Origin of the sequence: Duganella sp. BJB476, from assembly GCF_003416895.1 — a bacterium.
In the GTDB taxonomy this organism is placed as follows: Bacteria; Pseudomonadota; Gammaproteobacteria; order Burkholderiales; family Burkholderiaceae_D; genus Rugamonas.
In genome coordinates this window covers 171147-196350 of record NZ_QVIO01000005.1, presented here as the reverse complement: position 1 = coordinate 196350, position 25204 = coordinate 171147, and the positions used below count along the sequence as shown (strand labels likewise).

General features: G+C 54.1%; 19 protein-coding genes. 7 read left to right on the top strand and 12 right to left on the bottom strand.

Translation table 11 applies throughout. The annotated features are described in order from the left end of the window. Nucleotides 1-9 precede the first annotated feature (9 nt). The 6 genes from D0T21_RS20650 to D0T21_RS20615 all read right to left on the bottom strand — a co-directional run bounded on the left by D0T21_RS20650 (nt 10) and on the right by D0T21_RS20615 (nt 11326). Nucleotides 10-2229, bottom strand: coding sequence for a transposase (locus D0T21_RS20650; RefSeq protein ID WP_147328146.1), 2220 nt, complete (start codon nt 2227-2229; stop codon nt 10-12). Further along, on the bottom strand, nt 2217-3137 hold the full coding sequence (locus D0T21_RS20640; RefSeq protein WP_116994500.1) for a TnsA endonuclease N-terminal domain-containing protein: 921 nt from the start codon (nt 3135-3137) through the stop codon (nt 2217-2219). Before D0T21_RS20640 ends, D0T21_RS20650 begins: the two co-directional genes overlap by 13 nt. A 1298-nt stretch (nt 3138-4435) precedes the next feature. Beyond that, nucleotides 4436-5161, bottom strand: coding sequence for an immunity 52 family protein (locus D0T21_RS20635; RefSeq protein ID WP_116994499.1), 726 nt, complete (start codon nt 5159-5161; stop codon nt 4436-4438). Between the two features lie 392 nt (nt 5162-5553). Beyond that, complete coding sequence (locus tag D0T21_RS20625; protein WP_116994497.1) at nt 5554-6558, bottom strand: PoNe immunity protein domain-containing protein; 1005 nt, start codon at nt 6556-6558, stop codon at nt 5554-5556. Nucleotides 6559-6599: 41 nt separating this feature from the next. Further along, nucleotides 6600-8219: a hypothetical protein gene (locus tag D0T21_RS20620; protein ID WP_116994496.1), complete on the bottom strand. Its 1620-nt coding sequence runs from the start codon at nt 8217-8219 to the stop codon at nt 6600-6602. Beyond that, on the bottom strand, nt 8216-11326 hold the full coding sequence (locus D0T21_RS20615; protein ID WP_116994495.1) for a type VI secretion system Vgr family protein: 3111 nt from the start codon (nt 11324-11326) through the stop codon (nt 8216-8218). The genes D0T21_RS20620 and D0T21_RS20615 overlap by 4 nt, the downstream gene beginning before the upstream one ends. A gap of 308 nt (nt 11327-11634) precedes the next feature. On the opposite strand from D0T21_RS20615, the gene D0T21_RS20610 reads away from it, so the two are divergent. Beyond that, nucleotides 11635-12030 (top strand): DUF2384 domain-containing protein, encoded by a 396-nt coding sequence (locus D0T21_RS20610; RefSeq protein WP_116994494.1) that lies wholly within the window; start codon nt 11635-11637, stop codon nt 12028-12030. A gap of 420 nt (nt 12031-12450) precedes the next feature. Here D0T21_RS20610 and D0T21_RS20605 read toward each other — a convergent pair whose 3' ends face one another. Together D0T21_RS20605 and D0T21_RS20600 are read right to left on the bottom strand one after the other, a co-directional pair. Beyond that, complete coding sequence (locus D0T21_RS20605; protein WP_116994493.1) at nt 12451-13794, bottom strand: type II toxin-antitoxin system HipA family toxin; 1344 nt, start codon at nt 13792-13794, stop codon at nt 12451-12453. Continuing rightward, the gene (locus D0T21_RS20600) at nt 13794-14099 is read right to left on the bottom strand and encodes a helix-turn-helix domain-containing protein (protein WP_116994492.1); all 306 of its coding nucleotides are present in this window, start codon (nt 14097-14099) and stop codon (nt 13794-13796) included. Before D0T21_RS20600 ends, D0T21_RS20605 begins: the two co-directional genes overlap by 1 nt. A gap of 180 nt (nt 14100-14279) precedes the next feature. Here D0T21_RS20600 and D0T21_RS32520 point away from each other — a divergent pair, with 180 nt between their 5' ends. From D0T21_RS32520 to tcmP, 4 genes are all read left to right on the top strand, one after another. Continuing rightward, complete coding sequence (locus tag D0T21_RS32520; protein WP_116994491.1) at nt 14280-14543, top strand: DUF6471 domain-containing protein; 264 nt, start codon at nt 14280-14282, stop codon at nt 14541-14543. A gap of 72 nt (nt 14544-14615) precedes the next feature. Continuing rightward, a complete protein-coding gene (locus D0T21_RS20590) occupies nt 14616-15491 on the top strand; it encodes a DUF5131 family protein (RefSeq protein WP_116994490.1) in 876 nt (291 codons plus the stop codon). Between the two features lie 12 nt (nt 15492-15503). Beyond that, nucleotides 15504-16790 (top strand): three-Cys-motif partner protein TcmP, encoded by a 1287-nt coding sequence (locus D0T21_RS20585; protein ID WP_116994489.1) that lies wholly within the window; start codon nt 15504-15506, stop codon nt 16788-16790. Then, entirely contained in the window at nt 16790-17998 is a 1209-nt protein-coding gene (gene tcmP / locus D0T21_RS20580; RefSeq protein ID WP_116994488.1) for a three-Cys-motif partner protein TcmP, read from the top strand. The genes D0T21_RS20585 and tcmP overlap by 1 nt, the downstream gene beginning before the upstream one ends. Before the next feature lie 257 nt (nt 17999-18255). Here the strand turns inward: tcmP and D0T21_RS31790 are convergent, their stop codons facing one another. The 4 genes from D0T21_RS31790 to D0T21_RS20560 form a co-directional block, all read right to left on the bottom strand. Further along, on the bottom strand, nt 18256-18945 hold the full coding sequence (locus tag D0T21_RS31790) for a hypothetical protein (protein ID WP_147328145.1): 690 nt from the start codon (nt 18943-18945) through the stop codon (nt 18256-18258). An 82-nt stretch (nt 18946-19027) separates the two neighbouring features. Continuing rightward, entirely contained in the window at nt 19028-19720 is a 693-nt protein-coding gene (locus D0T21_RS20570; RefSeq protein WP_116994486.1) for a metallophosphoesterase, read from the bottom strand. Nucleotides 19721-19745: 25 nt separating this feature from the next. Continuing rightward, nucleotides 19746-20213 (bottom strand): hypothetical protein, encoded by a 468-nt coding sequence (locus D0T21_RS31785; RefSeq protein WP_147328144.1) that lies wholly within the window; start codon nt 20211-20213, stop codon nt 19746-19748. A 62-nt stretch (nt 20214-20275) separates the two neighbouring features. Continuing rightward, nucleotides 20276-21415: a CAP domain-containing protein gene (locus tag D0T21_RS20560; protein ID WP_116994484.1), complete on the bottom strand. Its 1140-nt coding sequence runs from the start codon at nt 21413-21415 to the stop codon at nt 20276-20278. Nucleotides 21416-21466: 51 nt separating this feature from the next. On the opposite strand from D0T21_RS20560, the gene D0T21_RS20555 reads away from it, so the two are divergent. Both D0T21_RS20555 and D0T21_RS20550 read left to right on the top strand, forming a co-directional pair. Continuing rightward, the gene (locus D0T21_RS20555; RefSeq protein WP_116994483.1) at nt 21467-21886 is read left to right on the top strand and encodes a helix-turn-helix transcriptional regulator; all 420 of its coding nucleotides are present in this window, start codon (nt 21467-21469) and stop codon (nt 21884-21886) included. Between the two features lie 311 nt (nt 21887-22197). Then, nucleotides 22198-25143 carry a TrlF family AAA-like ATPase gene (locus tag D0T21_RS20550; RefSeq protein WP_199539642.1) on the top strand — a complete coding sequence of 982 codons (2946 nt, stop codon included), beginning with the start codon at nt 22198-22200 and terminating at the stop codon, nt 25141-25143. Nucleotides 25144-25204 lie beyond the last annotated feature (61 nt).

The following is a 25204-nucleotide window of genomic DNA, read 5'->3' as shown; positions in this document are numbered from 1 at the left end:
TCCCTCCCATCACGTATTTCGTTGAGCGTTCAAAACCGCGGCCATCATCGAGCTGTAGGAATAATCATCATCCTCAAGCTCGTCCACGTCACGGGCCGAGCGGCCGGCGGCAGGTTGCACAACAGATGGTTCTGCAACCTTTGATTCCATATCACGAGCCTCAGGTATCGATGGTTTGGGGCCTGATGCATCTTTCACAGCCTGTTTGGTCTTGGCCTTTGCCTTCGCGACTAGCGCTTCGTTTTTGTGATGGAACTCCATCTCTTGATTGAAGGTCTCATGCCGCTTTTCACTCTTGTCGAGATCGTTGAAGGCAAACGCATCTATCACCTCTTCAAAGGTCTGAGTGTCAGTTGCGGTGGCGGTGTCCGTAAGTTTGAGTTCTAAGCGCCCGGTCCCGGAAACCTCGTTAGGGATCCATATGCGTGACACACTTCCCGGATAATGATGACAAGGTACTTCCCAGCTGCCAAAGTTGCGAGCAAGACCAGTCCATTGTTCAGCATTGATCACGTCTGATTCATATGCCATTTTGTTGAATATGATCCCCGATCGTGTGACTTTGGCTTGGCTCTGGCATAGAAGCTTTTGAATCAGATCGTCATCGGACATGTGTCGTTGGAAGCCGATGCCCACTTCATGTCCCCACCGCCACAATCCTGCCGGAGTGGGGCGGACGCCATCCGCGATCATGCCGGTCGTTAAGCGATTGGACCGATCCGCTGTGAGGTTGTACTCCGAAAAGATATTGCTCAAAACTTGCACGTATTCTGGCACAGTGAAGATACCGGAGCTGGCGTCAAACTTACGCAATTCCAGTTCTTTTTTTCGGGCATCGATAGCGCCAGGAATCCAATTCTGATGGTCTTTTCCGATTCGATTAATGACCTCTACATTTCCTTTGAGATCTCCCCTGTAAGGCGGTGTGAAGCTCTGACGGTCAACCAAATCGAGTAACGTCTCTTTTGCTCTCTCGGCTAAGTATTCGCCACGATCGCACAGCAGGACTGCCGGCAAGGAGGGTGCTGGATAGAGACTTTGCATTGGTTGAAAGCCCCAGAGCGATTGATATAGTTCCGTGCCTATGACGGTGTTATAGAGCGCGATCTTTGCCATATCCCAATTTGGACCCCGTAAGCACAAATAGAATCCCACGATGGCAGTGGACCAAACACATACAATGATGTACACGATCGGCCGGCCTATAGGCCATGCCCTGTTAACGCTCGAACGCAGGTAGATGTCCCATTTAGTCGAATCGATGGCAAGCGTATGTCCGGGGCCCGGGGAGTGTTCCCAGGCTTTGCCCGTCATCGAACGTTTATGTCCAGCGAAGTGCCCTTTCGTCGTCAGCTCGAGAATCTGCTGCATGCTCGGTATCTCAATATCTAATACGCGACGGACCTGCTGCTCGTTTGGATAAAGCCCATGCTCTAGAGGCTGCGGTTTTTTCTCCCCGTTTTCCTGTTGGAAGTGTTTGACGAAGCTCTCCATGATCTTAGCGTATCGTCTTTTCCACCTCGGCTTTGGTGAAGGTATATTTCGATCTGCGATCACGATCACTTGACGCCATTTAGAGCTCATTGCTGGCGTACCATCTTCCACCGGCTCGCCTGTATCTGCGGACATCCGCTGCCTGTTGGTTCTACGGCCGGGTTTCTTTCTGCCACCTGGATCGCAATCTCGCGTGACGCCGGGCGCTCCGCAGCGATCGTAACGCGCACGCAGGCTATCTTCCAGGAAACCGAGACGACATAGCATCGACCAACAGTTGTAAACAAAATATTTGCTTACCCCATATTTTTCCGCCGTCGCTTCTACTAGCGGCCCGATTGAGCCAGTTCGGCTTTGCAGGATTGAATTTCGCAATGAATCAAAATTGAGAAACTCAGCCATAACGGCCTTGCGACGTTCGAAGATACTCTTCGCTTTTTCGCTTTCTCTGAAGTTTTGGCGGCCTACTTCGATAGCGTGCAACAGGCCCTTATCCCCTAGGGCATCCAGGACGTTTTGCTTCAGCCAACGGATCTGCCCGGTGTTTCGTGCTTTCCCATTGCGCGTAGCAACCTGGCGTGGACGAGCATCTTCCTCAAATGGGCCTCCCTCAACCTGGTCAATGCGTACTACTGCTATCAGGCCATCCGCCTTCTCGTTCAGCACTATTCGGTACATGCCTTCACCCAATTCAGAAATCACACGTACGGTTTGATTGTGGATTAGAATTTCCATGAGGTTCGCCCTGAAACGATCGGGTTTCGATCCCAATACTCTCGAGATGAAAGAAGTACGAACGGCGCGGACGGCCACCGTGTTCGCCGCAAATCAAACAGCAGATTGCTGGACCATATTCCCTGCCATAGCGCACGGTTTACAGCGTCAGCGTTCGTACCCATCTCGCGACAACGCCGGTGGATTGAGGTCAGGTTTTCGCCATTAAGACCGTGTTGTTCCTCCACCATCCACTGCAGAAGCTGTTGATCGCACTTTGGGGCGAGTGCCCAGCAGCTCGTCATGTGCAGGTTTCTTGCTACTAGCGGATCGTATAGCGTCGGCGTAATTAAGAGCCATTGCACGCCTCGGGCAGTCCAATACTCTCTCTCTAAATTGAGTAGTTCTTTAGCGCGCTCGTCTTTCCACGGTATGGCTGGCCTAACTGAAACAGCCAAGAGCTTGAGTTCGCCTCCTGTCTCTCTAATTGTGAGAAGCAGATCAGTCGAAAGCACCCAAGGAGCCGAGTCCCCCTTATGGGTAACAATTGGGTGTTTCATATGAAGTTTTTCCGCTAACTCGATAGTCCCGGGGAAGGTAGAGTCTACAAAACGGTCGCGATACGCATTAAGCTCATGCGTTCCGGAGTCCAGCGCCAGCGGAAATTGCTCACGTATATCGAGGATGCCAGGATGCATAGTCGCTAAGTGGAATGCGACAAGCTCGCCATCAGAGAGGAACTCGTAATGGCGAGGTTTCCACTCATTCGAGGGGCCTGCCCATACTTGTAGGTGTGAACGTCCCCTGCTGGACGGGTCAGTACGCGTAACTCGATGCCAAGCTATAAAAGCTTCAAAAATGCCAGTGCCGCGAAAACGTTCTCTAAACCGCTCAAGGTCGCGCGGGGTGAACAGTGGTTTTTTCCTCATGAAGTATTTCCTTTCTCCGTTGTATTGGGGTGTAACGACTCAACTCGAAAGCGCACGGATGGCTTTTTCGAGACAAAACGAGGCCCGCCTCGCATAGCTATGCGAAGCAAATCGTTGACAGGGGAAGGGGGAAAGAAGATACTTGGTGTGTACATGTGATTCCAAGTACCCGAACCCGTGAGCTCGCAACTCGCGGGTTTTTTCTTTTTTGCCCTAGTTGTTATCGTTCGGTTTTGGTCAAGGCATGTTCGTTCTCCGCAATTGATTGCAACGGTGTATCACGATGAGCAGACTGTCGTTGTAGCGCGATCTAATGCTCGAATTACACGGGACGAAGGTTTCCCGCTCGCATTCGAATTAAAAAATACGTATCGGCGGAATACCGATGCTGTCCACAGGCTGCTCCCGACATCGCTATGCAAGACGAGTTCCGGCCCGGGTAGCCATAGAAGATTGCTAACGATCCCGACTTAACGGCGAACTTCTATAAGAAATCCATTAGGAAAGTTTTATTTCTTTAAATCAATAATTAATTGATTGCATAGCGGATGCATCTCATCACTCAAATAGCTGCAGTACTGGTCTAGTCATTCCAGTTGAGAACATCTTATCAGCAGAAAAATATTTGATAAATAGAAAATTTGGTATTTATGGTGCTTTTCCGTGTTTCGTACACGTCATAACGTGTACGGGCGCGCCAATCGTATGGAGAGTTACAACGAAGGTTATCTGTTAGTTATTTTCATGAGGGATAGGCAGCGTCGATTATTTTTGTATGACCATTTCAGTATCTCTGTGATCCGGCAGTTCAGGTCAGCGCCGTGCCCACATCAGCAATCGCAGCACGCAACCTGAAATCGCGCCTGGATGCGTTGGCAGCCAGCATCTGTTTCTTATTGGTGAGCGCCGGACAGACGCATGGAGACACGCGGCGCCATAGATCAGTTTTCCACCCTCGACTGCTGCTAGAAGTGTATCGATGCGTTGTATTGTTCCGTTGTGAGATTTCGAAATAAATGCGACTGAGACGAATAAAATGCGACTGAGATTCGAGTGCTAGTTCCCGCCGCAGCTGCAGCGGCGCACTGCTATCGGCAGCTGGCGTGCCGTCTCAAGTCGGCGACGGATGCTGGTATGCCATCCCTCCTGCCATGGCGGAGTCATTTGGTAAGGCCGGAGCGGAAGTTGTCCGGTCCAATGCTTTGCCGTGCTGAGGATGGCCGTGAAACAGAAGCGCAAGCGCATCTGGCGCCGCCACACATCGAGTTCTTCTGAAGTCTAACTTATGGCCACGTCGTTCAGAGATCCACGTATCGGGGCAGCAAGTCCTGGTCGACTAGACGAATTTCGATGGCGTTGGCGATCTTGACGTGCTCTGGATTCTCATCCGAGAACGGCGCGTCGGTGACGCTAACGATGACGGTCCCGATCTGTTTTTCATTTCCTTTCGCGTCCTTGCCTGCCACTGGTACGAGAGCTCGGGCCTCTGGGACTTGCTGGACGGTCAGCACACGCGGCAGGTAAAGCATCCAACCGATTCCAGGCCGATCCTTGAAGACCTTCTTGTCGAAGTAGGCAGTCGTTTCGACCGATACCGCCGCGGGGGCGAACAATCCAGCGGTCTTGAGAATGGCCTTCAAGACGGGCTCCACAGTCCTCGAAAAGGCCGCTGGCTTTGCTCTGAGCACAAGCATGCTTGTTTCCGGCGCAATACGGCCGACATATTGCAGCGACACTCCTTCCAGTCGTTCCCTTCCATTCCACATGCTGATGATCTTGGGATCGACGACGGCCTTCAGTGATTCGGTAAGCACGGCAATAGCCGCTGACGTCGGGCCTGCGGCGTCAAAGACGTCGTAACGGTAGGTCTCATCCTTGGTGTTGCGCTTCAAGAGCCAATCATCGAGCAGGGGCGAACACGCCTTCAACTCCTGACGGATTGAATGCACCTCCGTCAACATGGCGGGCACATCCAGCGGGCCAGGTTGCCGGAAAATGACGGTCAGTTCATATGGTCGCTTCATGGCTGGAAGACCGTTTCGATGGGGAGCCGCATTGCGGAGAATACTTTGGAAAAGAATCGATAGCTCTTGGGCTGCATGAAGTGCCACCTTACTTGAACAGGGGGTTGAGGCTTGGCCACGACCGACTGCGCTGTTGCGTGGGTCATGATCGACTCGTCACCCTTCCACCACTCCTTTGGATCATGCAAGCGCGCCGATAGCTTCATCATCGGGGCGCAACCGAGCGCGGGAGCGCGAAGGACCGGCCGTTTGCGCGCGCCGGGGACGGCGGGTGCGAGGAATGCGACTTCCCAAACACCCAGGCGCACGATGGCAAGATGGCAATGGTCGGCGTCCCGTCTGTGGTGATTTTCGAATTATTCAGCGGCCTATTTAATGAGGCGAAGAACGGCTCACTCCACAGTTGGTTTAAGGGGAGGTAATTGCTCCGTACTCCATTGCCAGATGGTCACGCCATATTGCGAATTTGCGGACACAGGCATGATCTCGCCTTGTTCGAAATGACGAAGACTATCGGGTATGGCGGGGCTGAACCAGTTGCCGGTTTGGGGACATGGTTTGCCGCCTTCGACACGCAATTCTTCAGGCACTGAGGATGCGGGCCCCAGTTGCTTGTCGAGATTTCTGGCGTAGTCCACCAAGTCTTTGGGATATACGATGTGATCGCGGAAACTGCGGTCGTCCAAGTCCAAAAGATACACTGCAGCTGCAGCTTCAATGGCCCAGTAACCGCTATATGCGCCACCGGCCTCGCTAGTATCTAAATGGCTATCGTGCCACGGCGCTTTCTTCATTGACTGGTACCAAGCCTTCAGATACCTGTCAATATCCATAATACTTTCTTCCGGCGTGTCCCGATAAAAGCTGTTAATCAGATCACGATACGGCTTATCGTGGTACCACTCGTCGACTTCATAACGATCTTTGAGTTCATATGCAAACATGTCTTCATAGAGCGTATCTTTTCCCGCAAAAGCGCCATCGAGCATTGCTGCCAATCGTGGCAACAAGTCGCGGCGATGCAGTAGGTAGCACAACCCAATGAGTTGCATTGCGCGCTCGTATTCGTCTATTTCGGCAAAGCGAAGTGGCGGAAAATTCGGATCGTCTGAATATTCTCGTTCGTATATTGTGTTCAGCTCGAAAGTTTCAATAACTTTAGTCAAATCATCGCGAAAAGTATCTATCGGCTCACCGCCAGTGTACTTAAGAATAAATAGATCAAATGTTTGATTCGCGACATCGATAGATGCCAATGCTCGACCAAATACTTCTGAGCCAGCATTGGAAGGAATATGATCGCGCCAATGCAAAATTGTTTTTTCTATAAAGTTCGTGAAGAAATTATAGTAGTTTTCGTTTAAAAATTGTTGTCTTCGTTTTTCATGGAATTGCATGTTGTGCACCTAATTAGGTTTCATCAAAATAGTTGATACTCTTACGGCTCAAGCGTTAAGCTCAACTTTGCGAGCTTGTGATTAACGGCTGCTTTCACTTCCTGTTCATCGTGCCGGTGCGTGGATGGAATATCGTGATTGGCATGTTTCTCGGGCTTGCCTCGCTCATCCTCAAGCAACGCCTTCTCATGTTCTGCGGCCGAAGGCAGATAGAACGGAGTATAGAAAAGGTGACGCGAATACCCGAATTGTTTGATATCAACTTCGAGAACACGGCCGACTGCCGAGAATAGATTTTTACCTATCCACCGATGACTCATCTGCACAAGTGGTTGCTCAGCTCCGCTACTCTTCGATGCCGGCGACACACCGGCACTTGGCGCATCCCGCTTCGGCTGCGCTTGCTTGGCGCCAGTTGAAAGCTTGCCGCCCCCTATGCCGTTTTTCCCGCCTGGCTTACCGCTTGGTTTTCCGGTGCCAGCAGATCCGTTGTCCTCACTCGTATCCGGTTCCAACAATTCCTCAGACCTGGGCAGCGCTGCGTCTTTGATCCGCCGGGCATTATCCATCAGCTTATTTTTCACGCCGGGCTTGCTGGAGGCGTTCTTCGGTGCCTTGCCTACCTTTGACGCCTTCGATTCCACGATTGCATACGGCTTGCCGCCGTTGTGCGGATCGCCCATTTGCACTTTCCACACGCCATCTATGCCTGTGCCATGCGCTTTCAGGGCGAACAGCGGATTGAGCCGGGTTCCCTCGTTGAGTTTGCCAGGAAAAGTCTTGCTTGGCCTTTCTTTCCACTCGCCTTGCATTCCCGTGTCGTGTCGGCTCCAGCCCTTGCCCCAGCCGTATTTTTCATACAGAAAATAATCGGTAATATGCTCGCCCACAATGCCGGTCAGGGTGTTGCTCACACCTTCGATGACGCTGGTGCCGATCGAGGCATTGACCGTATTGTTCGACGTGCTAAGCGTGGGGGCATTGTGGCCGGCTTCGGCGACTTTGGGATCTTTCTTTTCGGGCTTCTTTTCCGCCGGATTGACCTTGCCTTGCGGGCCGATGACCTGCGCCGCATTGTTACGTTGCTTGGTCTTCCAGTGGGCCAACTTGAGCGTGACAAGCATCACCATTGCCGGCAACTGAGCACGCACCGTGCTCATGCAGGTGCTCAGGGCGAGCCGTCCTTCGGCGGGCAGGTCGTCGTAAAGCCATGAACCTTCGATCGCGCTCTGGACCGTTCCGAGCTGGTTTTTCAGACCGACAGCGTCGAATAATTTGTCAAGCAAGAATTCCGGGCTGGTGTGGATGCCAACTTTGTCGCAAACCATGCGAAGCACGTCGAACAGAATCGGCGCAAAGCGCTCGGGATGCTTGTTGACGATGCGGATCGTTTTCTTGACTCCGCCGCCCGCGCCCGGTATCCAGCCCACCAGTGCCAAGACCAGGTCGAATTTGGCTTCCATCTGGTCTTCCGCCGACGTGCTGTTGTGAAGTGTCAGCATGCATGTGATGGTGTCGTAGATATTGATCGCCTGGCCCAGGAAGGGGACGAGTCCGGTAGCTACGGCGACGCTGATCTCTTCGATGGCACTGGTGATGGCCGCGCTGTCGGTTTGTGTCTCACCTACTTGAGATGAGGTGGTCGCAGGTGCGTCGCTCATTGGATATCCCTTCCAGCCATGCTGTACAGCAGCGACTCGACATCATCCGAATCGGTGGGGTGGCCGTGTTTTTTCAAGTCGTTTAGCACGTTTTCCAAGGTGGTCTTTCCGGCGTCTTTGGCGCTGTCTGCTGTGAACGGTTTAGGGTCTTCTCCGAAATAGACCTTGACCGCTCCTTGCGGAATGTTTTCCAGGCGGGCGTGGCCTTTGGCGTCCAGCCTGCCGACACGTGCGGTACCGTCGGCGAATTCCGCACGGTACGCACCGCCTGCAACAGGCGTCAAGTCCGGCCAGTGATGGTTGAATTCGATGAAGTTCTTGATCTGGTCAGTCTTAGGTAACGGTGGCAGGATGGGAGCGGAGGATGCAGGCCCAGCCAGTTCCTTCATGCTGGCCTTGAACGTCATGGTCCCCGGCCCGTGAATCATGATGTCGCCGCCTTCGAGCTTGATGTAGGCGCCTTGTGAGGTCAGCAGCACATGCTCCTTGGCCGCGACGGACACGCTCTTGGTGATGCTCGCCACCGTGATGGACTTGTCGGCGGTGATGCGCGTTTCGTCTGACTGGCTTTGGCTGGACACCTTGCCGCTGGCCGCGTGCAGCATGATGCCCGTTTCCTGGTTCGGCTTGTCCTTGCTGTCGGCCTTGCCATACGTGAACAGGCTGATGCCGCCCTTGACCGCATACAGGCCGTTGCCTTGGGCCGCAAAGTTGATGTCCTGGCCAGCCGTGATGCTGCTGGTATTGCCTGCGCTGATGATCGCGTCGGCCGGCGTGGTCACCGCGATGCCGGCAGGGCTCGACAACTGCAGATGCGGTTCGTCGTAGGCCGTTACCTCGCCGTCGCCGCCGGCGCCGTCGCCGCTGGACGTATTGCTCGCCGTGGCTTCGATGACGGTGACGCTGTGCGCCATCTGCGCGATCGATTGCAGCTTCTCGGGCGCTGGCTCGGCCTGGCCCTTGTCATCCTTGAGCATGGCATTGTGCCTTTGCGCCGTCGTCGCAAGCGCCATCTGCAATTGCAGGCTCTGGTCGATCTGAGCTTTTGCCTCGCGCGAATCGAGTTGGCTACCGTTGGCATTGATCCGCGCGTCGGTCGACAGCAGCAGGCCGGAACCGGCTCGAATGGCGGCGCCGTGCTCCGTCTTGAGCTCGGCGCCGAATCCCACGGGATTGAGTCGTTGGTTATCGGTCTGGTGACGCAAGTGTCCCATGTTCAATTCGTCCGTGCCTTGGTGCGGGTTGGCATGGCGCTGCAATGCCACGCGGGACTGCCCGGCCGTATCGTCAAATACCAGTTGGCTGTAGGCGCCGCTGCCGTCTTGGCTGGTATTCATTGCCTGTGTCTTGAAACCCGACAGTACAGCTGGATGCGCATGCGCGCCGGCACCGCCCGGGAACCATGCTGGTGCGTTGCCGGTCGAAACACCCGCGCCCTGTGCCACCTGGTTGTTTTGGGCGTCATCCTGGCCTTTGCCGTTGTACAGGCTTCCAATAACCACGGGGCGGTCGATGTCGCCATCAAGGAAATCGATCATGACTTCACTGCCGACGCGTGGCACGGCGACCGATCCCCAGTTGGCGCCCGCGACCGGCGCCATCGGCGTGGCTATGCGCACCCATGTACCTGACTTCTCGTTTGCCGGCGCACCTGCGTGGCCGTCGGACGATGGATGGTTCAGGCGGCTGTGACTGAGGTCGTTCTCGCCCGCGCCACGCTGCCAATGAAACTGCACCTTGATGCGATGATCGCGGTCCGTGTAGGTGGCCGCGCCTGCCGGTCCGACCACGATGGCGGTCTGCTGCCCGCGGACGGTGGGACGGGGATTCAGAAGTTGGCCATGCCCATCCTGCCCGCTGCTGCGATAGGGTGTCTTGCTGCGGATGGCGTCGATACGGTTGCGGTAGACGGGACGTTCGCCCTTCTCCGCCCCCACTGCATGCAGACTATGATTGCATTCTTTCTGGATAAGGGCGTCGAGTACGCTCTGGCCCAGTCGTTCGGTGATTTCTGTTTTCGCCTCGGTACTCAGGTTGTTGTGGGCGAGATGCACCACTCGCACGATGAGCAGGGTACGAGCATCGTCGCCGTCGCTGACACTGGCGGCGTCAAGTTGCGCTTGCCCGTGGAGCGTGAAGGTCGTGCCGGCTGAGAGCGTGCGCACGGTACCTGCACCGATGTGCGTTTCACGCATCGCGTCCAGCGCCTGCATCTGGTTGTCGGCGATGCGCTGGCCCTGCTCCTTCGACTCGTAGGCATATGCGCCGGGCGTGTCGCGGCTGATCAGCGGACTCCCGCCGTCACGATTGGCACTGACAGAACTCACCGGTCGCGATCCAGTCGTGCGGTAGTCCCAACTCGACAACTCGATGGCGTTCGTTTGCAGGCGCACGCTGGTGCGCCAGCGGTCCATACTGTCCTCTTTCATTACCGCGCCGGGCTGCGTGAAATTGATCGTGGCCTGAACATTTGGTTTGAAACTGCCATTATGGTCGGCGATGACCATTGTGTGGGAGCCAAGGGTGGCGCTTTCAGCATTGCCGGTGTGCTCGAAGTAGTAAAACAAGCCCTCGTCGCGCATCAGGCGTTCGGCGAACGCCATGTTACTTTCCTGATACTGGCAAGTCAGCGATCTGATCGGGTACACGTCTCTGTCAAGGATGTCGTAGCGCCACGCCGGCACCAAGGGCCCCACGTTCTGCCAGCCACCGAAGATCGCGTCGAGGATGTCGAATACAGTTTTGTCCTGGAATATTCGGCTATCGCGGCCATGAGCCAGGAACGCGTACCAGGGGCCGATCGTTAAGACGTAGCGCGCAAAGCCGCCATCAGCACCGACGAGCTCGGCCGAAGTGATATGGCCATGGAATGGGCGTTTGTCATCACAACTCGTGGCCGTCAGCAGTTCAAGCAGAACCGGCTGCCCGTGTAACGATTTGAGAGTAATTCCCGCATCGGTCGAGAGCGCAGTGACCTTGAATGCAAAGCATTCGCTCAGTCCTTCCTCGCCGCGAAAGCATTCGGCAAGAAGCTTGTCGCGGCCAATCGGCGTGCTTAACGTAAGCAAGCGAGTATCTTGAGTGAAGCTGTTGAGCAGCGCTGACATAGGGGGGGCTCCTGGGAGGCGAGTCGATCGCAGCTTGATATTGGTGGCGAAAAAAGTCTAAGGTTGTATTAAATCACAGGAATGTTATCTATCTAGTTACGATTGGGCGTTCGAGCTTGCGTGGTGTCAAGAACACTGGCTATGGGCCCACATGCGTAAGCGGTCACGCGGCGGCGGAAGTATGTGGGCCTCGCCGGCGCCAATGTGAAATACTGCGCAGATCCGGCGGTCTCGCCGGCAGTTGAGGGTAAAATCGAGCGATACCTGGACAGCCATCCAGACTGTACGTTTTTTGTAAGGAGAAGGCATTGGAAGAACGCATTGAGAAAATCCCTGTTTTTGAACAGGACTTCGAGCAGCTTCTCACTTTTCTTTGCGATGTGGATGGGGCAATTTCGCCGACACGTTTTGCCCGTATTTTCAATTTCGACCTCCAGACACTAGCCTTGGCCTCCCAAGTGCCCGTGGATAAGCTCTGGAATACGCCACACGATGAGCGAATTCAGCGATACCTGAGCGACTGTCTTCAAATCACACAGGCAGCAGCGAAAGTAGTGGACAACGTGGAGAAGGCACTTTTCTGGGTTAAGAACGCCCCCATACCATCTCTGGATGGTAAGACCGGCTACGCATTAGCTTCCGCTGGTCGGACGAATGATGTACTGCGTTACATTGAGTCTCTGGAGGCGGGATTTTGCGGCTAGAGGCCGCTCGACAATGTGCACAACACCGCCGTTCTACGCCGCCTAAACATTGGATAAGTAGAAGTCCTGCGTGGGCGATAAGGATAGTGCGGCACCTCGAACTCCCGTTCGCTCACCCGCATCATGCCGTTCGCCTCGATGGCTTGCGACACGGCTTCACCAAGCGGTTCTTCATAGAGTTGCATACGGTTTATCTGTCCAGATAGCTAAATTGATTTAGCCTTACTTTATGAATATCTCATAGTTTATCTGTACAGCTAAATGATAGTAAGGAAATCCAGCAGGGGAATTGAGGTGATGGAAAAGGTACCGGATGCTCAAGTTTTGATACAGATGCAATCGCTCTTAGCGTGAAGCACTACGCTACATGACGGCAGCTTCGGTTGTTTTCAGCAGAGCCCATCTACTAACCTAACCACCTTATCTGGGCTTCGGGCGATTGCCGATTGCTTGCGGCGCCTCATTCAACTCCACGAACTGATCATGAGCAAGCACGGCATTGATGACCTGTACCTGCGGCCGTTCAGCTTCGTCAGCAACACTGAAACAGCCAGCGAGCGTATGGATGTCGCGCGGCGCAACGCCTGCGTCCCGGAATTCGTCGCGCCAAGTGGAGGCGATGTCCTTCACCTCGCTGATGATCTCGCGTGCTTCAGGCTGCGTAAGCAGAAAGCGGCCGCATTGTGAGAGGGCGTTCGCAATGGTGCGCGCCGGTCCGAATTCACCGACACCAATGCTCTGTGGCCGGCCGGCCGCTTCGATATCGGGGAGGATATCGAAGGCTGGAGAAAGACGGTACTGACCAGGTTGGAGCATCAGGAAGGCGTGATTGCGTAAGTGGTCATCAACATTACCCACCATGATGTTGAGCACCATGCGCCGGTACAGCTCATGCGCATCACCGCGCGCATCAGCCCCGTAGGGCCGCAGTATCTCGGCGATTCCCGCGTATGAAAAGCTGGTGACGTAATCGCGACCGTCCGGACTGAGCGGCTTCGGATCGAGGAAGCTGTGCGCACTTGCGTAGTGAATGCGGTTGCCCTCCACTCGATCAAATCGATCAACAAGCAGAACGGACCGGTTTAAAATCTTGATGAGCTCGAAACTGGGCACATTGATACCTGCTCTGGTCGCTAGTCTCAGCGTGGCATATTCTGCGGCCGGCACGTCGAACAAATCATCTGGCCGGCTGAATTTCGCAATGTACTCTTTGCCATCGTGCATGACCACCGTTTTAGGGCGGACGCCGCCCAGGCCACTGCCGGGGAAAAGTAGGTGTGCCGTTTCTGCATCGATTCGCGCCGCCGGATCGGCAGTGTAGGCCTCCATTTCTTGCAACGCTCTGGCTGACAGTGCACGCGAAGATTGAATGTCATTCTTGAGCTGCGGTGGCGTGCGGGGATCAGTGGAGAAACCAAGGCAGCCCGAACCGTGATGGAGCGAACTTAGAAGCCATTCAATGGCGTTCTGTGGCGCGCGGTGATTGGATTCGCACAGCAGCTTGAGGGTGAGCTTGGCTCCCCAGGCGTTAGGACCTGCATCGGAGAAAACGCCGTATGTCCCATCTCCTCTGCGGGGGATCGCGATTTCATGCGTTTGCAAGGGCACATGGATTGGATCAAGCGAAAACGCTCCCAAAGTTTGCAGATATCGCAATCCATATCCGAAGCGTCCGTTGCCATGCGCATCAAGTCCAAAGCGTCCGATCGGAATAGAAGCTTCGGGATTGGAACAGTCGAAGACGATACAGGACTCGATCGTCATTAGAAATCTCGCTCAAGAGGCACATCGACGCCCGAGCGCAAATGCGTAGGCGTATCTGGCTGGTTGACGAGCAATTCGACACTGGACAGTTCTCGCAACGCCTCAAGCACACTCAAAAAGACACCGATGGAAACACCTGGATCGCCGCGTTCGAGGCGTGCGAGTGTTTGCCGGTGCACGCGGCACGCGCTTTCCAAATCGACCAACGAGCGCTTCTGTGCTTTTCTAGAGGTGCGAATACGCTCACCAAGACGCTGAGCAGCACTCTGGACAGCAATAGAATTAAAGTTTTGATCGTGTCGCATGATTGATAGCTCTAAGACTGATGGTTCTCATGCTATCGTCAATGTCGCTTAGATGCATCATTTAATGAATAAATGATGTTTCTAAGCGTCTTTTGGAATTTTGTGGAGAACTTGCTTTCATAAACGAAACCTCCTCATATATAAGGATAATATCTCATATACATTGATTTATCCCCGCATATGAGGAACAATGTCACAATCAAATTTAACTCAATTGCCGACGTGTATTCCGATGAATGGTCTGAAAAGGCCGCCAACAAACTGAAGGCCGAATTGCGGCTGTCGGGAGTGGGCTACGGTGAGTTAGTCACACGCTTGGCCCAAATTGGCGTAAAGGACACCTATAAGGGTGTCGCTACTAAAATCACGCGCGGCCGCTTCACGTTCGCATTTTTTATGCAATGTATGAAAGCCTTAGGTAAAAATGAGGTGCGGTTTGACTAACTATTTATTGCGTAGTGCGACGAATTTACAACTGTATTAACATACAGTTGTCTTACATTTTTGGAGAGCATCATGGGCGTCAACAGTAAGATTGAGTGGACCCATCACACATTTAATCCCTGGTGGGGGTGCCTACGCATCTCGCCTGCATGCAAACACTGCTACGCTGAGACTTGGGCGAAGCGTGTAGGCATGAATGATCTCTGGGGAAAAGAAGCGCCTAGGCGTTTCTTTACTGATGCTCACTGGCGCGAACCACTTAAATGGGACAGAGATGCCGCCGCTGCGGGCGAACGCAGACGAGTATTTTGCGCATCGATGGCGGATGTGTTTGAAGATCGGGCAGATTTGAACGAAACTCGGGAAAGGCTTTGGGCGCTGATTGAAGCGACGCCAAATCTCGATTGGCTGCTGCTGACGAAAAGGATACGCCACGTTAAAAAACTGGCTCCTTGGTCTGGAAAGTGGCCCGAGAACATTTGGCTGGGCACCAGCACCGAAAATCAAAATTGGTTAGAAAAAAGAGTAGACCATTTGCTTCAGCACAATGTAGTGGTACGCTTCGTTTCAGCAGAGCCACTTTTGGGTCCTCTGAATTTACGACCTTGGTTACAAGCGCCAGGGTCAAGTGTTCCCGGAATCAATTGGGTGATTGCAGGCGGTGAGAGCGGACCAGATTCGCGGTCCATGAATCCTGCGTGGCCGGAAGACCTGCGCGACCAGTGCAACGAAGCCAATGTACCCTTCCACTTTAAGCAGTGGGGGCATTGGGCGCCCGAAGAACTGATTGCAGAGGGCATATCGGCCAGAGCGCAACGTATCGACGTCGTGGGCCGCGATGGGGCAATTATTCGGTTGGTCAAGGTTGGTAAATCAAAGGGTGGACGGGAATTAGGTGGAACGACGTGGGACCAAGTACCTTTGCTAGACGGAGGGCTTGCACGATAACGGGACGAATAATTGACTAAAACTGGCGATAAATGGCAATGGATAATTGGAGATGCACCTCCTCCACTTGATCCACACTCAAAAGTAAAACATCAGCTAGTTAGGGATTATCTCTACAAGTACATTGGCGTCTTGATGGCCAACGAGAAGATCCCGCGGCTTAAGCTCACGCTGGTCGATGGTTTTGCCGGCGGAGGGTTGTACACCGACGGCAATGGTATTGCGCCAGGATCCCCGCTGATCATGCTTCAGACCGTCAAGGAGGCTGAGGCCTATCTGAACGCCACACGCACGCAGACCCGTCGTGCGGTAGAAGCTCAGTACCATTTCGTCGAGCCCAATCCGAGTTCGTTTGAGTACCTCACGCACACCCTCAAGGCCGAGAATTACGGCCACCTCATCGATAACGACATCCGGCTGTACAAGAATAAATTCGAGTCGGTCTGCGCCGACATCACTGCGGCCGGCGTTTCACACCAAGGCGGACAGCGCGCGATTTTTCTTCTCGATCAGTATGCATACAATGATATTTCGATGCCCACGGTGCGCAATATTTTCCAGCACCTTAAAGGTGCCGAGGTCATCTTAACGTTCAACGTCGACTCGCTGCTGACGTTCCTGACAGATAGCAAGCAGTTCCACTCGATCACGCAAAAAATCGGATTGGAGCATTACATCAATTGGCAGGATATCGCGCGCCTGAAGGCCGGCTCCCACTGGCGCCAGATGATCCAGCGTCAAATCTCGCACGGCATCTGGAAGGCCAGCGGTGCCCGCTTTATGACTCTTTTCTTCGTTACGCCAAAAGGGAACCGCCCTTGGTCATATTGGCTCGTACATTTGTCCAATGCGTACCGCGCGAATGACGTAATGAAGACAGTGCACTGGGACCATGGCAATAGCTTTGGGCACAGCCTTGACGGTGGCTTCTTCGAAATCGGCTACGAGGCAAACAAAGACATTGATGTCACGTCTCAGTCCGAGATGAATTTTACGGAAACGCGTGCTTTCGATGACACCCTGCGCTCGAAAAGCGTGGAGACGCTGCAGGATCTGCTCCCTCGCATGATCTATAGCAATCCAAAGGGCCTTCTGTTCAACGACCTCATGTCGCAGATCGCCAATCAGACCACCGCCACGGAAAAGATCGTCAAAGAATCGCTCCATGTCGGCGTGGCATCCAAGGAAGTGCAAGCAGTCATCGAGGGGGGCGGGTTGCGTGCGAAAGGCAGTTCCATCCACGGCACCGACATACTGATTCCGCATCGTCAAAGATCGATCTTCTTAGGGCACCTGTGATGAAATTTGACCCACACGAAATTATTCCGTCGTCCTACGTGGGCCGCGAGCAGGCATACATAAAGCATCTGCTACTGGACGGGTATCTCGAACGACTACTCTACATTGTCGGCTGGAGCGCCAACAAACTCGGTCACGAAGAGATCATTTTTGTCGATTGCTTTGCAGGGCCCTGGAAGGACGAGAGCGATGACCTAGCATCGACATCGATCGCGATTTCTATGAACCTGCTCTCGATGGTCCAATACGCCCTTGAGAAGGTCGGCAAGTCAGTGAAATTCCGAGCTGTCTATGTAGAAAAGGACGATGGCGCCTTCGGCCGGCTAAGTCAGTTCTTAGCCAGTCATTCGCCTGCGAATGTAAAGACCGAAGCAATTCACGGGGATTTCACGCGGAGCATTCCCGACATCCTGGCACGCTGCCCGACAAAAAGTTTCGCATTCTTTTTCATCGACCCGAAGGGGTGGATGGCGGTGAAGCCCGACATTCTTCAGCCGTTGCTCGAACGCCCGCGCAGCGAGTTCCTGATCAATTTCATGTATGACTTCATCAATCGCGCGGCCTCAATGAATGCTCTGCGTGACGATATCGCAGCCCTCCTTGGTGGCCAACTTGATGCGGAAAAAATACCAAGCAACCCAGCTCAGCGTGAGCAGTTTTTACTGGAACGATATCGTAGTGCGCTGGCAGACCGAGTGAGCACCGCAAACGCTAAAGCTTTGTCTGGGTATGTCACCATACTAGATCCAACCGTGGACCGAACAAAGTACCATCTCATCTACCTGACTCGGCATCCCAAAGGGATTATCGAATTCATGAAGCAATCGGACAAGCTGGCTGGGGTGCAAAGCGCCGTGCGCAATACTGCCAAATACAATAAACAAACCCAAGCTGATAAAACAGGCGACCTTTTTGGAATCGACGCCGGCCAGATGGAACCAAGTTGGAACGAATCGAATGCACGCATCCACGAGCTCCAGCAGCTTTGGCTTGCGCGCATTGGCGATCAGAATTTATTGGTCACGGAGCCCGTATTTGCAAACCTCATATGTCAGAGCAATTGCTTCCCATCGGAGCTTCAACTTGCCTTGAGGGGACTGATCGAACGTGGTGAGGTTCAAAACGCCACTGCAGGCCCGAAACTTCGGCCGAAAAACGTTGTCGACTATGAGAAGGGGGAAACCCTAACGAGGGCAGTCCCGCGTTAGGATGCCTCATAAGCTTTAACGCGCAGGAGCATGGCATAAAGCAGCTCCTACGAGAGGTGAATCCGATGATCAAAGAGCTACGCCACTACCTTGAACATAAGAAATTCAAAAACAGAAGCAGCTGGCTGGCGCGATCATACCTTCATGAGATACCACTGGATTTCACCCTGATCCAATCGGCAAAGTAACCATCGAAGGTCCTACCGATACTGTCTCGCTACGGTCCGGTTGCGAATGAGGGGACTTGAACTCAACGGTTAATTTGGATCCGGTGGAATCTGAACTAGCGATGCTGAAACTTCGCCGGGAGCATCCCAGGAAAGCTGTTTTGCTGTACGGCCTATGACCCATTTCATATCGACGTCTGATCCCCAACCGGTGCGGAGAAGACGATCCAGGTACTGCTTGAGAATCTCCTTTTGGGAAAGGTGAGCATATTTCCCCTTTTCATTTTCCAGGCATTTACCGGCAAATTGCCGCGCGAGGTCCTCGCATACTTCCCACCTCTCAAGCACTTCGGGTGGCGACGTCCCGGGCTCGTAAAATTTCCCTCCATAGGCCACCAACGCAATTTTTGGATGGGCACCGCTAAGAGCGGCGGCCAGCGGTTGTGCTGGAAAATCTGGCGGCACAAGCACGCGTCTCAGTTCGATATTCAGCGTCGACGCGCGGCCGCTTCGAACGCGTTCAGCCAGCGAAACAACGGAATCGATCGCGTGCAGCGCACCGACGTCGGCGCCGGACGCCGAGCAGCATGCCTGGAGAATTAAATCCGCGGACGCACAACTGAGGAAACCTGAGATGACAAGTTCGAGCTCCGGCCCAGCGTCACCTGTACGCAACGCATCCATTAATTCTGCTAGAGGAACCGGCGTTGGCAGTGACAATGAGGCGACGACTTTCTCCACTTCCATTTCGATTTTCTGCGTTGAAAGCATGACTTGCATTTTTCCTCCACGTGCGTATCGGTGAAAACAGTACGGTTCGACAAAGTGACATGCGGAACTTCAATCAGCTAGGCGGATTGGCCTACTCATCAGGACTCGCGTAGATGACTTTCCCATCAAGGTCCACGATGCCTCGATATCCTACGCCCATCCAGGGGCTCGACAGATAACAGATGAAATCATGCAGATGTCCATGGAATGCTTTTTTTACTCCCATACTTTGGCCAAGCTGTGTGATGACATCGAATCCGCACGCGTGCATTCCAGGAGCTTCGTGGGTGACAAGAATATCGGCTGACTGTCGCGACAGGCAAAAGAGATCCGCCGGAAAAATTGTCGTGCGATGCCTTAGCGGCAGGCCACCTCTGAACAGATTTCCTCTGCCAAGCGTTTTCGCGTATGCCTCGCCGCTGAACTCTGGATCGAAATGTGTCTGCAAGCGCGGATACCAAGGTTTTCGAAACACACCGCCAAGGCCAGCGATACGCACTCCCGCGACTGTTACAACGGCGCCGTGCAAATTCACAAACCCGCTCTCTGTCAAATTGTCCCAGTTCGCCTCGGAATCGCTGTCATGATTGCCGGGGATATAGGCCACTTCGACATCCGCCGCCAGGTCGCGCAATTCCTGCTGAAGGGGCGTCGGACAATCAAGGTCGCCCAGCAAAACAATCGCATTCGGACGATGCTTATACGCAGTTTCAAGAATATGCGAGAACTGTCCGTGGCAGTCACCTGCGAACCAGATTTCCGGTCTAGCCAAATTCGTCGCCATTCGATCGCTCCCGTTCCTGCCGCCGTTATTTTTTGATCCGTCCACTTCGAAGCTGCGCTTGAAAATGCGTGTACGCGTGCGTATCCATTCTGCTGACCGCTTCCATGGCAGTTATTGTAGCGTTCGATCTCGCCTTGCCTAGCATATCGGGCCAGCGCTTGGCATTGCCATTATCCTGGTGCTTTTTTGTGCTCGCATCAATGGCTTGAGAGACCGCGTGCCGAAGAAAAAGATTACGCGCCTCTGGACGACTAGGATTGCTAAGATCTTTCGTCTTAGCAGGATCTGCGAGTTCGTCCAGCATGGCCTCGCAAAGCTGCTGGTAGCCAGTGGAAATGGCTTGCCACGCAATGGTGTCGGCATAGGCATATCCAAGCGCAGCGTACATTCTATCGACATCATCCTCAGCGCTATTGGCACGCTTGGCGGCGCCGACTGCCAAGCCGAGATAAAGATGACTGTTATCTCGTCCGCCCGAATCATTTCCCCACATAGTTACCTCACAGGTTAAGGGAGCAATCGAAAGGGCCACCACGCCGGCGGCCCTGGACTGATTTAGTTAGCTGCGGTGGTAAATTTCCAGGACTTTGAAATCGATGCGCCATTTACGGTCCCCGAGAAGGAAACGGTATAAACAGTATTTGGCACCATCCTGGCGATCGGCACGACCGTGAGCGTGTAGGCAGCCATTCGATCATCACCGATCAGCTCTGGACCAGCAGTTAGCACACCTCCAGCGTTGAGATTGGCTAGGACGCGTGCCGTCAGCGGTTGAGCTCCGGCCGGCGTGATCGTCAATTGCGAAACGGAGATTGATGGCTTCGCGCCAGCCGCCGCGAACGATTTGGTCTTGAAATTTAGCGTAACTGGTGTGCCCAATTCCTGATATTGAGGAAGTGGCGTAGGTGATTCCGCCTGGTTGTAGAATACGATAGGTACCGCCGTCTGATCTGGATAAGGATAAACACGAACTGTGCCATCGGCCGGCAGTTGCTCCGACTTTGAAGAAACCAGGGAGAAATCGGTCACGCACACGGTGTATTTACCGTAGACCGGATCATCTTTCGTGGTTAAAGCCGATACGCCGATATCGCGCATCCCAGAAAAATAAACACCGATGTGGTAAACGCTGTTTGCCCAGCTAGCGGCGCAGCCGGCGAAATTATCGGCGCCGTTGGTGCCAAAGATGACCTCATCCACATATGCGCCTGAGTATCCTACGGCCTTCGCACGGGCAGTGGCATCGACACCGGTGAATCCGCTTTTCCCCTCGGTCTCGCTATGCAAACTAACGATGGTGTTCGCGTCCAGATACTTCCAGTGGGCGAGCGCCGCTTGGTCAAGCATAGTGCTTTGAGCAAGCAAGCCAGACCCGATCTTCTCACGCAAGGCGTTCACCGCATTGAACACGATGAGGTTTCCGGAATCGCTGGTATAGATAGGTGCGCTAACGGTTTTTACGAGCTCGTTGACATCTGCAATCGGCGGCGCGACAACCGGCGGTGTTACGGCCTGGGGGACCGATGACGATCCACCCCCGCCGCAAGCTGTAAGCGTCATAGCTAAGGACAGCACAAATCTGGTCTTACTTCGCATGAATTTCCTTTTTGTTAACTTCGATGAGTTGGCATAGATTGGTGCGGCTGAAATTAAATTTCCCGATTGAAACGAATTTATTTTAACAATAAATTCCATAATCGGATATCCGAAAATCGGATATCCGATTTCAGCATTCAGACTTAAGGGATGAGCACATACAATCCCAACCTAGACGCGCACTATCAGATCCTCAGGGAAATGCTGATTGAGGCTCGCCAATCGAAGGGCTGGTTTCAAAAAGACGTGGCCAAACTGCTGCAGCGCAGCCAGGCGTTTGTATCAAAGTACGAGAGTGGAGAACGAACACTCGACTGGGTCGAAGTACTGTATTTGCTTGAACTATTCGAAGTAACAGAGACAAAATTTACGCAGGAATTTCGGAAGCGAGTCGTCCAGTTCAACGACTCGACTGAGGCGGCGGTGCTTCGAAAAGTCGCCGCGCGCGAGAGAAAGTCCAAGGTTCAGCAAGAGATCAGCCGCTTAGCGCATGAGCATGGACTGACGCCGGCCGACTTAAAAACCGCCGTGCTTCCATCCAAAAAACGCGACAGCATAAAAAAATCGTGACGCCAACAAATAGTTGAAGGAGCTGGGAGATGCGGCCGCCCGCTAATTGGCCCAGGGTGTTCACGCCGATGCCAAATTGAACCAGACAGCCGAGATTCGCTGACCCAGGCGAATTCCCTCAAGCGCACGCTCCGTGCGGCTCCCGAAGTTGGCACCCGGTTCAGGCACTTCGGCGCTGAGGGGCAATCTGGCCTCGGCGCCAACAGCGAAGCCCCCCACGTAACATTCTCCTGCAAAAAGAAAACGCTTGCCAAATGTGCAATAACCGGCAATATTACCGGTAGTCAATCCTTACCCGCGAGCGCTACCGAATGGAAAACTTCAAAGAATCAAGCTACCCCCGAGGTTCGGAGTGGCGGCGGTGGGATCTACACATCCATACGCCAGAAAGCAAGCTGGGAACATCGTTTCCCGGCATGGATTGGGAAGGATACGTGACGGCGCTCGAAGCGGCGGCTTTCGCAAACGGCATTGCAGTAGTCGGGATAACGGATTACATGTCTATAGACGGCTACGAGAAAGCATTGGAATCGAAGGTTCATCCCACCAACCCGCGCTTAGGGGCCGTTGCCCTACTTATTCCGAACATCGAATTGCGCGTCCTTCCCGCAACGAAGGATAGCAAGGCCCTCAATGTCCATGTCCTCGTCGACCCGACTGCCCCCGATCATGTGGACAGGATCAAGCGGGCCATGCGCCAGCTCCGAGTCAAGTACAACGGGGAAACTTACGGCTGCTGCAGAGACGAGCTCATCGAATTCGCGAGAAAGCAGCAGGCAGGTCTGGAAGACGAGGAAGTAGCCTACAAGTTTGGCATCGAGCAATTCAAGCCGTCGTACGAGGCCATTGCGGAATGGATCGCCAGTGAGAAATGGCTCAGGGACAACTGCTTGATCGGTGTGGCCAATGGCAAAGACGGAATTAGCGGCTTGCCCGCCGACGGCTTTTCCGCAACGAGGGACGAGCTGCTGAAATTGGCCCATTTCGTATTTTCGGGAAATCCGAAGGACCGCGAATATTACGTGGGGAAAAAATCTGGCGTGCCGGTTGCCGAAATCGTGCGCCAATACGGCTCCCTCAAGCCATGCCTTCACGGTTCAGACGCGCATTCAGTCGCCACGCTTTTCAAGCCCGACGAGAACAGGTACTGTTGGATTAAGGGCGACCCGACCTTCGAAGGGCTGCGTCAAGTATTGTGGGAGCCAGAGGCGCGCGTTGCGATCGGCGCCTCTAAGCCTGAGCAGTCGGACAGGAGCCGCGTAATATCCGAACTCCGCATTCCGTCGAAAAACTCGTGGTTTGCCCAATCCGCCATCCAGCTTAATCCCGGGCTGGTGGCCATAATCGGAGAGAAGGGGTCCGGCAAGACCGCAGTCGCCGACCTGATCGCTTTCGCGGCAGGTGCCTACAACGCGAAGGAGTCCCAGTCTTCCTTTATCGCGAAAGGCCGTTTGCACCTCAACGGCATCGAGACGTGCCTGGCATGGGAAGCGGGAGATCCGACCAATGCAACCCTAACTGGAAGTCCTTACCGCGCGCAGCGCCCCCTTGTTCGCTACCTGTCGCAGGACTTTGTCGAACAGCTCTGCAGCAACGACCATGATGGCCACGAGCTTCAGCAGGCGATAGAAGAAGTCGTCTTCGCACATTTGGATGAAGGAAGCAAAGAAGGGTTTTCCTCTTTCGCGGAATTGCGCGCGTCGAGGGAATTCGCGTCCCAATCCCAGCGAGATACGATCCGGGGAGAGCTTGCCGCGACCCATCGGGAAATCGAGCGGATCATGCAGTCGATCGCACAGATACCTGCCAAGGCCGCCCTTAAGGAACAGGCCGAGACGCGCGTCGAAGAACTTAAGAAGCAGTTGCCGGAAGTCGAGGCACTTGCAGACCAGACTATCCTCGAAAAGCTCGAAAAGGAAAAAGCCGAGGCCTTGTCCGTCGAGAAGCTTATAGCGGAGAAGTCGCGGCAGAGACGGGCGATTGATGACATGGCGAAAGCTTACGTACTCATCAAGGAACGCACCGGGAAGCAGATCGACGAGTTGACAGAGTCCGCCAAGGGTATCCCGCAATTGGCCCCAATGCTTGAAGCCGGGCTCCATCCCCTATGGAACGACAGCATAGAGCTCAGCCTTGCGGGCGTGGCCGAAGCGCTGGAAGCGGAGATAGCCGCGTTAAAGGGGCCGGCAGAAGGAGCTGTTCCGGATGGCGTGTCGCTAGCGTCGAGAGCAGCGCGAATCAAGGGGCTGCAAGATTCCCTTTCCAAGGACGAGCAGAACCGTAAGCGCCTTTTGGACCTGCAGAAGCAAGTAGCCGACCAGGATGCGGCCATCGTGCGCATAGCGAAGGAAATATCCGAGCTAGAAGGCAAAGCTAGGAAGCAGCTCCTCGCCAAGCAAGCAGAAAGGAGCGAGCTGTACGAGAGCTATTTCGCGGCTTTGGAGGAGGACGGAAAAGGGCTGAGGGAACTCTACGCGCCGATGAAAAGCCAACTCGGAGCACTCGGCTCGAAAATGCAATTCGAATTATCTGCCGGCTATCGCGTGGACACCAAGGGATGGCTCGAAAAGGCTTCGCGCTTCTACGACGGAAGAAAGTCCACGGCTTCCAACCTCAAGGACGCTGTGGAGAAATTCGCGCTCGATTCCCTGGCCCCAGCTTGGAAAACCGGCGAGAAGGAAAAAATCGCGGCAGCGTTCGGCGAGTTTCACGACCTGATTGCGCCAGACTCGTTCATAGCCCTGCAAGCGACGCCGAGCCTCAAGCTGCTGGACCTGTTCGATTGGATGTACTCGACGGATCACGTGGACATCAGCTACAAGATCCTTTACGGGGGGACAGAACTCGAATACCTGTCTCCGGGTACGCGCGGAATTGCGCTTCTCGTGCTGTACCTCCTAATGGATGACGACGACAGGCGTCCACTGATCATCGATCAGCCGGAAGGCAATCTGGACAACTCGTCTATCTACGCGCAGCTCGTGCCGTACATCAGGGCCGCGAAGGAGAAGCGACAGATAATCCTTGTCACCCACAACCCGAACCTCGTCGTGGCTACCGATGCAGAACAGGTTATCGTGGCGACGGCAGAAAGGCCGACGACCCAGCATTACCCGAGGATCACTTATCGCAGCGGCTCGTTAGAACATGCGCACAGCGACGAGTCGCCGGGAATTCGGCAGGCTGTTTGTACGCTCTTGGAAGGAGGGAAGCGGGCCTTCAAGGAACGAGAGGGCCGATACTCGATCAAGGACTGAGACGAGATTCGCGCATATTGTCATCTCCGAATAAAGCCTAGTCGAAACGCGAATGGTTTAT

What these genes read in the sequence shown, in the direction of transcription:
- D0T21_RS20620 (WP_116994496.1), bottom strand. Translation starts at nt 8,219, where the DNA reads ATGAGCGACGCACCTGCGACCACCTCATCTCAAGTAGGTGAGACACAA.
- D0T21_RS20570 (WP_116994486.1), bottom strand. Translation starts at nt 19,720, where the DNA reads ATGGCGACGAATTTGGCTAGACCGGAAATCTGGTTCGCAGGTGACTGC.
- D0T21_RS20605 (WP_116994493.1), bottom strand. Translation starts at nt 13,794, where the DNA reads ATGACGATCGAGTCCTGTATCGTCTTCGACTGTTCCAATCCCGAAGCT.
- D0T21_RS20590 (WP_116994490.1), top strand. Translation starts at nt 14,616, where the DNA reads ATGGGCGTCAACAGTAAGATTGAGTGGACCCATCACACATTTAATCCC.
- D0T21_RS20555 (WP_116994483.1), top strand. Translation starts at nt 21,467, where the DNA reads ATGAGCACATACAATCCCAACCTAGACGCGCACTATCAGATCCTCAGG.
- D0T21_RS20615 (WP_116994495.1), bottom strand. Translation starts at nt 11,326, where the DNA reads ATGTCAGCGCTGCTCAACAGCTTCACTCAAGATACTCGCTTGCTTACG.
- D0T21_RS20550 (WP_199539642.1), top strand. Translation starts at nt 22,198, where the DNA reads ATGGAAAACTTCAAAGAATCAAGCTACCCCCGAGGTTCGGAGTGGCGG.
- tcmP (WP_116994488.1), top strand. Translation starts at nt 16,790, where the DNA reads ATGAAATTTGACCCACACGAAATTATTCCGTCGTCCTACGTGGGCCGC.
- D0T21_RS20625 (WP_116994497.1), bottom strand. Translation starts at nt 6,558, where the DNA reads ATGCAATTCCATGAAAAACGAAGACAACAATTTTTAAACGAAAACTAC.
- D0T21_RS20600 (WP_116994492.1), bottom strand. Translation starts at nt 14,099, where the DNA reads ATGCGACACGATCAAAACTTTAATTCTATTGCTGTCCAGAGTGCTGCT.
- D0T21_RS20635 (WP_116994499.1), bottom strand. Translation starts at nt 5,161, where the DNA reads ATGAAGCGACCATATGAACTGACCGTCATTTTCCGGCAACCTGGCCCG.
- D0T21_RS31790 (WP_147328145.1), bottom strand. Translation starts at nt 18,945, where the DNA reads ATGCAAGTCATGCTTTCAACGCAGAAAATCGAAATGGAAGTGGAGAAA.
- D0T21_RS20560 (WP_116994484.1), bottom strand. Translation starts at nt 21,415, where the DNA reads ATGGAATTTATTGTTAAAATAAATTCGTTTCAATCGGGAAATTTAATT.
- D0T21_RS32520 (WP_116994491.1), top strand. Translation starts at nt 14,280, where the DNA reads ATGAGGAACAATGTCACAATCAAATTTAACTCAATTGCCGACGTGTAT.
- D0T21_RS31785 (WP_147328144.1), bottom strand. Translation starts at nt 20,213, where the DNA reads ATGTGGGGAAATGATTCGGGCGGACGAGATAACAGTCATCTTTATCTC.
- D0T21_RS20650 (WP_147328146.1), bottom strand. Translation starts at nt 2,229, where the DNA reads ATGGAAATTCTAATCCACAATCAAACCGTACGTGTGATTTCTGAATTG.
- D0T21_RS20640 (WP_116994500.1), bottom strand. Translation starts at nt 3,137, where the DNA reads ATGAGGAAAAAACCACTGTTCACCCCGCGCGACCTTGAGCGGTTTAGA.